General features: G+C 61.0%; 3 protein-coding genes and 1 pseudogene. 3 read left to right on the top strand and 1 reads right to left on the bottom strand.

What is annotated here, in order from left to right; translation table 11 throughout:
• The first annotated feature begins 187 nt into the window (after positions 1-187).
• The 3 genes from ACFE71_RS13115 to ACFE71_RS13105 all read left to right on the top strand — a co-directional run bounded on the left by ACFE71_RS13115 (position 188) and on the right by ACFE71_RS13105 (position 9,642).
• Positions 188-721 (top strand): hypothetical protein, encoded by a 534-nt coding sequence (locus ACFE71_RS13115; RefSeq protein ID WP_375429236.1) that lies wholly within the window; start codon positions 188-190, stop codon positions 719-721.
• 9 nt (positions 722-730) lie between these two features.
• On the top strand, positions 731-1,456 hold the full coding sequence (locus ACFE71_RS13110) for a DUF6118 family protein (protein WP_375429235.1): 726 nt from the start codon (positions 731-733) through the stop codon (positions 1,454-1,456).
• Between the two features lie 1,199 nt (positions 1,457-2,655).
• The gene (locus ACFE71_RS13105) at positions 2,656-9,642 is read left to right on the top strand and encodes a calcium-binding protein (protein WP_375429234.1); all 6,987 of its coding nucleotides are present in this window, start codon (positions 2,656-2,658) and stop codon (positions 9,640-9,642) included.
• A gap of 292 nt (positions 9,643-9,934) precedes the next feature.
• Here the strand turns inward: ACFE71_RS13105 and ACFE71_RS13100 are convergent.
• Positions 9,935-10,634, bottom strand: a pseudogene (locus ACFE71_RS13100) (integrase core domain-containing protein); the annotation flags it as partial.

Here is a 10,634-nt window from a genome sequence, read left to right as displayed (position 1 = left end):
CCTCTTGGACGCCGATCACCCCGCTAAGAGGGTCCTTGTTCCACGCCGATCCACACCGTACGCGAGGCGGCCGCGCGCGTGAAGGTCGGCAAGACCGCGCTCTACCAAGCACTGGGAGGGTCAGCAGCTCAGGCCGAAGGGTAAGTTCCCGGTCCGTTCGCCCCTAGCGTACACAGAGCTCACTTTCTTGCAGCGACCCCGCTACGCCCGCGCCTCGGCCGACATTGAGCGGATGCGCGCGAAGGGGTTGCCCGTGCTCGCGCACCAGGAAACGACGCTGGCGAAGGCCGGCAACGCGCTCGACCAGGTACGGCCGAACGGTGCGCGCGACCTCGCATCCGCAATCGAGCGCGACCCGCAGCTCGCCAGCGCCGCGGCCGAGGGGAGCACGGGTGGCGCGGCCAAGGCGATGGAGGCGGAGCGCCAGGTGCGGACCGACCCGGAGAAGCGCGCGGAGCGGTTCGTGGAGCAGTGGCGGGGCACGGTGGCCGAGCGGGCGGGGCTGGAGCGCGCGGGCGACCGTGCGGGCGCGGAGCGGGCGGGCAGGCGCATGGCGGGCGCGGCGGCCGGGCTCGCGCGCGACCCGCAGATGGAATTGGTGTTGAAGCGCCGCGCGCCCGAGCTTGGGTTGAAGATCGACCGCGACCGCGACGTGGCGCGGGAGCTGACCCGCTCGCTTGAGATCGGCGCGCGTGACCGTGATCGTGGCATGAGCCGGTAAGGGGGCGAGGTGGACGAGCTGGACCAGGATGGGGGCGACGCCGCGGCCGAGGCGTTCGCGGCCATGGGAAGTGAGATACGCGGCGAGCTGGCGTTGCTACGCCGGGCCGTGGAGGGCATCGCGGCCGATCGGGGCACGCCCGACCCGCCCGATTATTCCGAGACGTTGGGACGCCTGCAACAGGGCGTGGACGGCGCGACCGGGCAGCTCGACCATATCGGCAAGATGCTTGCCGCGGCCCCGGTGATGGCGATGACGCCCGAGCAAATGGCGCAGCGGATCGCCGTGGCGGGCAACGCCGCCAGGCGCGAGGATCAGGCGACGATCGCGACCGCGAGGAAGGACTTGGAGGACGCTACGCGCCAGCTTCACGGGCACGTCGCATCGGCGCGGCGCGGTGACGAGCAGAACCGGCGGCTGGCGTGGACCGGGATAGGCGGCGCGGTCGCCGGCATGGTGTTGTGGGCGGCGCTCGCCGGACCGGTCGCGCGGGCGACGCCGGACGGCTGGCGATGGCCCGAGCGCATAGCGGCGCGGACGCTTGGCGGGTCGCAGTGGGAAGGCGCGCGGCGGCTGGCGAGGGCGAGTGCCCCCGAGACGTGGAACAACATGGTGGCAGGCGCGGTGCTCGGCTGGGGCAACGAGGCAGCGCTTGAGCGGTGCCAGCGGGCGGCGACCAAGGCGGGTGAGCCCGTGCGATGCACCGTCAGGATCAGGCCGGAAGAACGGAGATGACTAGGACGAACGACCCGGATCACGACCGCGGGATGCGGGATCACCCAGAGACGAGCCGCGGTGCCGCGCTTGAGGAGGCCAAGGCAAACGAGGCAGCCTGCCGCGACAACCTGGCATGGATGGCGCGTGTCCCCGAAACGATGGAACAGGCTTGCGACCGATCCCGAGCTATTAGAGTCGATCGAGCGGCGGGAGTCTAGGAAACGGATATGGCAGGCTGGTTGTTCACCATCATTCGGCAGACGCCGGAGGAGTACACTTAAGAACAGCGTCGTTCCGGCTGTTTTGACGCGCTCAAGGGCGCATGATCAGCAGCCTACTCAGCTATAGCTTAGGTGGAGCAAAATAAAAGAATGTTACTAATTTAATTAGCGTTGCGTGCAAGCTCGGCTCCTGCTTAGTTGCACGAACTGGCGACTGGCGCTGGTCAAGGGGCGGGAAGGCTCTATGGTAAAGGACGTATTAAGCTACCTCGTCGGTTTGCAGAGGATATTAGTCTTCAGTCATCAACTGGAGTTAAAGCTAACAACGTTCTCCACTAGTCGGAGCTATTCAAACTCACTTGATACCTCTCTAAACAGCGTGCGCGTGATCTTCATTTCTTGTTATTAGACAAAACGTAGCTGATCTATACGAGCTATGTTGGAGGGCGGATGTGGAAGATCTTAGACTAAGGTTTGTGCGAGAGCAGTCGTCTAATGGTCCTGCGCTAGATGTTTCGGAGGTAGTGACTTGGAGTCACTCTCCTGACAAAGTCGGGTACTTTCTGTACTGGCTTTCTAGAGTGGGGCTAATAGCGTTTATCTGGACGGCAGGCTGGCTATATGTAGCTTCGAGAAACGCGCCACTTATACCAATCCGCACCGACTCGGGTATTCCATTGCTGCTCGCGACGCTAGGTATCTGTGTTATTGCTGGGATAGTAATCTCTTCGTTCTTGGCTAAACGCTTCGTGTACTTAGTCACCAACAGTCGCATCATCCTCTTTGATAAAGTTGCGCGGCGTTCGAGGTACATGAAACTGTCGGATATTGATCGTTTAGAGACTGCGGTCGGGCTCACCAAGGGTAGCAGTGCAATAGTCGTTGTTGCTGGTTTTGTAACTACGCCCGACGGCAATTCGCCGGTGAAGCTCAGACTAGCGGGCATATCCGATTTAACATGCGTACAGGATGCAATCAACAAGGGGAGGACGAAGCATGCCTAACGTTTGGCAGATTAGAGGGGGCCAGTCCTTCAACTTTAACTTCAATGCAGGTGTAGTAAGGGCAAGTTACAACGTCGGGGTAAATCCGGTTGGCGCGGGCAGTGTTGGCCCAAGCGTAAGCGTCGGCGTCGGCCCGTGGGAAGGACGCGCTGGTTTTGATGCAAATGGCAATTGGAATATAATTGGTGGAGCAGGCTGGGAAGCTCCATCGTGGGCCACCCGAGGATTTGGCACAGCTAAGGTCTTCACTGGAGTTGGCTATTCATCGCAATTCGGTGGTGTTGATGTAACTGATATAGAGCTTCGGTTTAAAAATATCGGCCCGGGTGGTATGTTTAGTGGAGCGCGCTATCAGAACCAGACTCCGCTCGGGGATATCTTTGGTCCTTTTCGACCCCAGCGGGATCCGCTCGTCATTGACCTCGACAACGATGGCATAACCTTAACGGCCCTGCGTTACTCGACGGCGTCCTTCGACTTTGGAGGAGACGGAGCTCGCGAGCGCGTTGGCTGGGTCGGGCCCACCGACGGTATCATCGTGAGTGACATGGATGGGGACGGAGTAATATCCAGCCTTGCCGATCTGTTTGGAGACGGAGCCGGAGATGCTTTTGCTACGTTGACCGCGCACGATCTCAATCAGGATGGCAAGCTTTCCGCCTCTGACAGCCTGTTTGCGTCGCTGCGCGTTTGGAGAGACAGCAACTCGGATGGGATTGCTCAGGCTGCCGAACTGGCGGTGCTCAGTGATGTAGGCATTCAGCACATCAATCTATCAAACCAAGCGGTAAATCAGAACGTCGACGGCAACGTCATCGTGAATAGCGGGACGGTGACGCTCACCAATGGGGCAGTCCGGAATGCGTACAGCTTGGCATTCGCGACGGATCAAAGCTCCAATGCGGGGATACCAGCGGGTGTAGCTCTGCCGGATGAGTTGCTCGCCATGGCGAACCTTCGTGGGTTCGGAGCCGTTCGAGAGCTATGGGATTGGGCATTGAGCGATCCCGGACATCTGTCGAAGCTTCAAGCCGCAGTTGCCGACTTCAAGGATGCGGAAACGATCAGTGAGTTAGTGGGAAGCTGGTCGTGGAGCTTCGTCACCGCTGGCTACTCAACACCCGTGTATAATATGAGTAAATTCGAGAAGTTTATTGCCGAGTGGGCCGGCGTTTCTGGTGATACAGATGACCAGAAGATAAAAGCTATCGCTGAGAAGTTTGCTGGTGTTAGTTTGGCAGGTGCGGTTGCAGGAAACACTACGTTCTATGAAGTCTTTATGGAGTTCTCAGCTAATCTAGCAGTCCGCTTTATTCGTCAAGCTGTAGTAGGAGAGTTGCAGTCGGCAGGCATGTCACTTATTCAGGCAATAACAGAGCTCGATGCTGGCGCATTGTCGAGTATGACACAGCAGGAGATGGAGCAGCTCGTCTCCTCTTTCGTACCAGCAAACCTCATCAATCCAGCCTCAAGCACGCTTGCTGATTCCCTTGCGGGAGTCCATTATAGCTTTGCTAGTGACAAGTTCTCTGATGGGTTGGCGGATGTCTTGGCATCTCGGCTGGATTTAGACGCTTCTGCCTCACCAGCTGACAGCTGGAAAGCCGCACGCGGTCTGCGCTCGGACGACCCTTGGCTGATCAGCCTAGCCGAGAAGGCCAACCCAGACCCGACTAAGGGTACTGCCTTGGAGCTCGCTGTGCGCATCGCAAGCCATAACACCGCATTGCCGGTGCATGGTGCAGATCATGACAAGATTGTAGGAACCACTGGAGATGACATATTAGGGTCTACGGGGAGGCTAACGCCGAACCTCATCATTTCCGATGGAGGATCTGACACTATTACTGGTGGCATAGAAAACACGACTATCCAGTTTAAGACTGTCTCCGGCCACTCTACCGTTGCAGATACAGGTGGAGTGGACGAGATCGCCTTCTCATCGCTTGTTTCCGAAGATATAACTTATCAGTGGTCATCATCCGCCAATCGGTTGACCATCGTAGCCACAAACGGCTCGATTACCATCGAGAACGCCTTCGAACTGAATGGTGTACCACGGATTGAACGCGTCAGCTTTGCTGACGGTGCTGTATTCTCGGCCGTGGAATTGCGTTCGGCGGCGTTGTCGGCACTTACGACGGACTCGGGTGATGCAATCCGAGGCTGGGATAAATCGCAAATCCTTAGTGGGGGTGCCGGCGACGACCAGCTTACCGGCGGTGTGGAGCGGGATTTCATAAGCGGTGGCGACGGGGCGGATACGATTGCACCTGGAGCAGGCGACGACATCGTTGCCGGCGACGCCGGCGACGACACCATCCTGGAATCCGAGGGGAACGACACCTATCTTTGGATCCCTGCCGATGGATCGGAAACCGTCACAGGCGGCGGTAGGTGGGATGGCTACAACATCATTGAGCTATCTGATGGCTTCGTCGCTAGCGACCTAAAATTTGTGCAGGTAGGACAGAGTGGCGCTGATCTCAAGATAGAGGTTCCCGGATATCCAGGATCTTTCATCATTGAGAACGCATTCAATAGCTGGGGTGATGAAAAGATTGACGAAATCAAGTTTTCTGATGGCAGCTTCCTAACCAGAAGTCAGTTTATCGCGCGAGCGTTACAGACTGCAAGTACCAGTGAAAACGACTCGGTCTTTGGCAGCCGACTCAATGATGTCATCAGCGTAGGCGCTGGTAATGACGTGATCGACGCGCGGCATGGCGATGATCGCGTGATCGGCGGGGCAGGCGACGACACGATTTGGGAGACAGACGGAAACGATACTTACGTCTGGAACCTCGGCGATGGACATGACGTGCTGCGGAACGGCGGCGGGTGGGACGGCTACAACGTCCTTGAATTTGGCGTAGGCATTTCGGCCACAAATCTTCGCTTTGCACAAGTTGGCGAGGCCAGTCGCGACCTTCGCATCACAGTGGCGGGCCAAGTAGGCTCGTTTACGGTTGAAAAGGCTTTCGACCGTGATGGCGACGAGCAGGTCGACGTGATCCGGTTCGCAGATGGCTCGACGCTCACGCGGGAGCAAGTCTTCGTGTCCGCTGTCGCCAGCTCGGCGACTGACGGTGCCGACAACATCCGGGGCAGTCGTTTCAACGACATCATTGAGGCAGGCGCAGGCGACGATTGGATCCATGCGCGGAGCGGCAACGACGTGCTTATCGGCGGTATCGGCACCGACACCTTGGGCGGTGGCTCGGGTGATGACACCTACCGTTTCGCCCGGGGTGACGGCCAGGATACGATCCGGGACGGCATCGACTATTGGGATGGCGGGAACGGCGGAAACGACACGATCGAACTCGGTGTCGGGATCACGCCCGGCCAGGTGACCGTCAGCCAGCAGGCAAATAATCGCGATCTCAAGCTCGATCTCGGCCAAGGCGACAGCATCGTCATTGGCAATTCGCCGCTGACCGATGACGGCAACAAGATCGAGCGGGTCGTCTTCGCCGACGGGACCGTATGGACCGCGGCGGACCTGTTCGCCCGGTCGACTATCCCAACCGATGGAGTGGACCGCTTCGCCGGCACGCACGGCGAGGAGATGATCGCGGGCGGCGCGAGCGGCGACTGGATCCATGCGCGGGGCGGGAATGATGTCCTGATCGGCGGGACCGGTGCCGACACGTTGGGCGGCGGCTCGGGTGATGACACCTACCGTTTTTCCCGGGGTGACGGCCAGGATACGATCCGGGACGGCATCGATTATTGGGACGGCGGGAACGGCGGAAACGACACCATCGAGCTTGGTATGGGCATCGACCCAGACGTCGTGAAGGTGACCCAGCACTCCAACGGGCACGACCTTCTGCTCGATCTTGGCCAAGGCGACAGCATCCTCATCGGCAACTCGCCCCTGACCGACGCCGGGAACCGGATCGAACAGGTGCGGTTCGCAAACGGGGTTGTGTGGACTGCGGCCGACCTGTTCGCTCGGTCAACCATTCCGACCGAAGGGGCCGACCGCTTCGCCGGTACACACGGCGAGGAGACGATCGCCGGCGGCGCAGGCGACGATTGGATTCATGCGCGGAGCGGCAACGATCTCCTGATCGGCGGGACCGGTGCCGACACCTTGGGCGGTGGTGCTGGCGACGACGTGTACCGCTTCAACCGCGGCGACGGCCAGGACACGATCCGCGACGGCATCGACTATTGGGACGGCGGCAACGGCGGAACCGACACCATCGAACTCGGGGTGGGCATCACGGCCGACCAGGTTACGGTTTCGCAGCAGAACGGCGGCCGTGACCTCCTGCTTGATCTCGGCCAGGGCGACAGCATTTCCATCGGCAATTCGCCCCTGACCGACGACGGCAACAAGATCGAGCAGGTCAAGTTCGCTGACGGAACCGTATGGACGGCGGCTGACCTGTTGCAACGCTCGAGCGGAGCCACTGCCGGTGCCGACAGGCTTTATGGCACCCACGGCGACAATTTGATGGCGGGCGGTGCCGGCGACGACTGGATTCACGCTCGAAGCGGCAACGACGTGCTGGTCGGCGGCGTGGGCAACGATACGCTGGGTGGTGGTGCCGGCGACGACATCTACCGCTTTGAGCGCGGAAACGGTCAGGACACGATCTTCGACGGCATCGACTACTGGGACGGCGGGAACGGCGGGAACGACACCATCGAACTCGGGGTGGGCATCACGGCCGACCAGGTGACGATCTCCCAGCAGAACAACGGCCGCGATCTCAAGCTCGACCTCGGCCAAGGCGACAGCATCCTCATCGGCTACTCGCCGCTCACCGATGGCGGTAACCGCATCGAGCAGGTCAAGTTCGCTGACGGCACGATGTGGACGGCGGCGGATCTGTTCGCTCGGTCGACGATCCCGACCGGCGGCGCGGATCGCTTCGCGGGGACGCATGGCGAGGAGACGATCGCGGGCGGCGCGGGCAATGACTGGATCCATGCGCGCAACGGCAACGACGTGCTGGTCGGCGGCACGGGCGACGACACGCTGGGTGGGGGAAGCGGGGACGACGTGTACCGCTTCGCCCGAGGTGACGGCCAAGACACGATCCAGGACGGCATCGATTATTGGGATGGCGGGAACGGCGGCAATGATCGCGTCGAACTCGGAGTTGGCATCACACCCGACCAGGTGAAGGTTTCGCAGCAAAATGGCGGCCGCGATCTCAAGCTCGATCTTGGTCAGGGGGACAGCATCCTCATCGGCTACTCACCCCTGACCGATGGCGGCAACGCGATCGAGCAAGTGGTGTTCGCGGACGGCACCATCTGGAGTGCGGCCGACCTGTTCGCGAGGTCGGTAGCGCCGACCGATGGCGCGGATCGCTTCGCCGGTACGCATGGCGGCGAGACGATCGCGGGCGGTGCCGGCGACGACTGGATCCATGCTCGAAGCGGCAACGATGTCCTGATCGGCGGCACCGGCAACGACACGCTGGGAGGTGGCTCTGGTGACGACACCTACCGCTTCGCCCGGGGCGACGGACAGGACACAATCCAGGACGGTATCGATTATTGGGACGGCGGGAACGGCGGGAACGACACGATCGAGCTGGGCGTCGGAATCACGCCCGATCAGGTGAAGATTTCGCAGCAGAATAGCGGTCGCGACCTCAAGCTCGACCTTGGTGGATCCGACAGCATTCTCATCGGCTACTCGCCTTTGACCGACGGCGGGAACAGGATCGAGCAGGTCAAGTTCGCGGACGGCACCGTGTGGTCCGCTGCCGACCTATTCGCCCGTTCGGTCATCCCGACCGACGGCGCGGACCGTTTCGCCGGCACGCATGGAGACGAAACGATCGCGGGCGGTGCGGGTGCCGACTGGATCCATGCGCGTAATGGCAACGACACGCTGATCGGCGGCACCGGCAACGACACGCTGGGAGGCGGCTCTGGTGACGACACCTATCGGTTCGAGCGCGGCGATGGCCAGGACACGATCCGCGACGGCATCGACTATTGGGACGGTGGGAACGGCGGGAACGATCGCATCGCGCTCGGCGCCGGCATCACGCCCGTCCAGGTGACGGTGACGCAACAGAATGGCGGCCGCGACCTCCTGATCGACTTCGGCCAGGGAGACAGCGTCTATATCGGCAACTCGCCCCTGACCGATGGCGGCAATACGATCGAGCGGGTCACTTTTGCCGACGGCACCGTATGGACCGCCGCCGACCTGTTCGCCAGGTCAATCGCGCCGACCAGCGGCGCGGACCGGTTTGCCGGTACGCATGGAGGCGAGACGATCTCGGGCGGTGCGGGCGACGACTGGATCCACGCACGAAACGGCAACGACGTGCTCGTTGGCGGCACCGGCAACGACACCCTGGGTGGTGGGAGCGGCGATGATACCTATCGCTTCGCCCGCGGCGATGGTCAGGACACGATCCTCGACGGCATCGACTATTGGGACGGTGGGAACGGCGGTAACGACACCATCGAGTTGGGCGCGGGGATCACGTCCGACCAAGTGGTGGTCACCGCTAGGAACAACGGTCGCGACCTGAAACTCGACCTCGCACAAGGCGACAGCATCTACATTGGGAATGCTCCGCTAGTGGACGGTGGCAACACGATCGAGCGGCTCGTCTTCGCCGACGGAACCATATGGACTGCCGCCTTCATAGCGGCCCGGGCGGCCGAGGACCCCGCCACCCGTAGTTCTGCTGGAGCTGACTCGGGCTACCGGTATTCCTCGGGTGATGGTGCCCACAGCATCTATGACGCGGGCAGCGCGAGCGACGTGGACACACTCATGTTCACCGATCTCGTCGCCAGCCAAGTCGGGCTGCTGCGCGATGATGACGATCTGTTCGTGCGCGATCTAACGACCTCGCAGGAGAGCCGGGTCGACTACCAGTTTTACTCCAACGCAAGCTACGGGATTGAGCAGATCGCGGTTGCAGATGGTGTAGCGTGGAATCGATCCGCGTTTCTTCACAACGTGGCGGACTGGCCTATGGTCTAAGGTAGGAGGGAGGTGAGTGGCTGACAGTCAGCATAGTCGCTCACCTCTTCGTAAATTGGCCGCTGGTGTCACAACTGGTCGAGGCTGTTGAAAGACTCAGGCCGTGTAAGATGATTGCATCGACGCATAGTCTTTGAACAAAGGCGATTGTTCTGGCAGCATAATCGGAAGTTAACTGCCTAGAAAAATACTATTATGTCGCGGACTTTATGATCGCCGAGTCTTTCAACAGCCTCGGTCGGTTTCGACACCAGCACCCTACCCCAGCGTCTTCAGCAGCCTAGATGTTTGTTCACGGCGATTGATGATGCGGGTTTGATATGAACCGATCCGGCTCCTCCGTCCATGCTTTGCAGATGGCTTCATAGGGTGTGAGGCCGCACAGGGTCTTGAGGCGGCGAGCAAAGTTGTAGGCGGCGACGAAGTCGGCGAGGTGCTGCCGTCGCTGGTCGTGCGTTTCGTAATGGTAGCGCTTGACGGTCGCCTCCTTGATGGTCCGGTTCATCCGTTCGACTTGGCCGTTTGTCCACGGGTGACGTGGATTGGTGAGGCGGTGCTCGATGTCGAGGTCGGCGCATGCCGCTTCGAAGGCGTGGCAGAGGAACGGCGTCTTCTGCGCCCGCATCTCCTTGATGTCCTCGGGCGTCCAGCCGTCGCCGGCCGGGTCGGTGAAGTGCGTGCCGTTGTCGGTGAGCACGGTGTGGATCCGGTACGGCGGTCGCGAGGTGGCGCAGGAAGTCGCCGGCGATCCGGCGCGTGGCCTTCTCGTGCAGCTCGACAAAGGCGAACTTGGAGGTACGATCGATCGCCACCAGCAGGTAGAGCTTGCCCTGCTCGGTTCGTACCTCGGCCAGATCGATGTGGAAGTAGCCGATCGGGTACGCCTTGAACCTCGCCCGGACGGGCTTGTCACCGTCGACCTCCGGCAATCGGCTGATTGTCAACCGGCGTGCAAAAGGGACCCCCGATCGGCGTCGAACAGGGCCCCCCTC

The sequence above is a fragment of the uncultured Sphingomonas sp. genome (genome assembly GCF_964237155.1).
Classification (GTDB): Bacteria; Pseudomonadota; Alphaproteobacteria; order Sphingomonadales; family Sphingomonadaceae; genus Sphingomonas.
Note: the sequence above shows the minus strand (reverse complement) of the source record. Positions and strands in the feature narration are given on the sequence as shown.

Coding starts and splice junctions, on each gene's coding strand:
- ACFE71_RS13105 (WP_375429234.1), top strand. CDS start 2,656: ATGCCTAACGTTTGGCAGATTAGAGGGGGCCAGTCCTTCAACTTTAAC.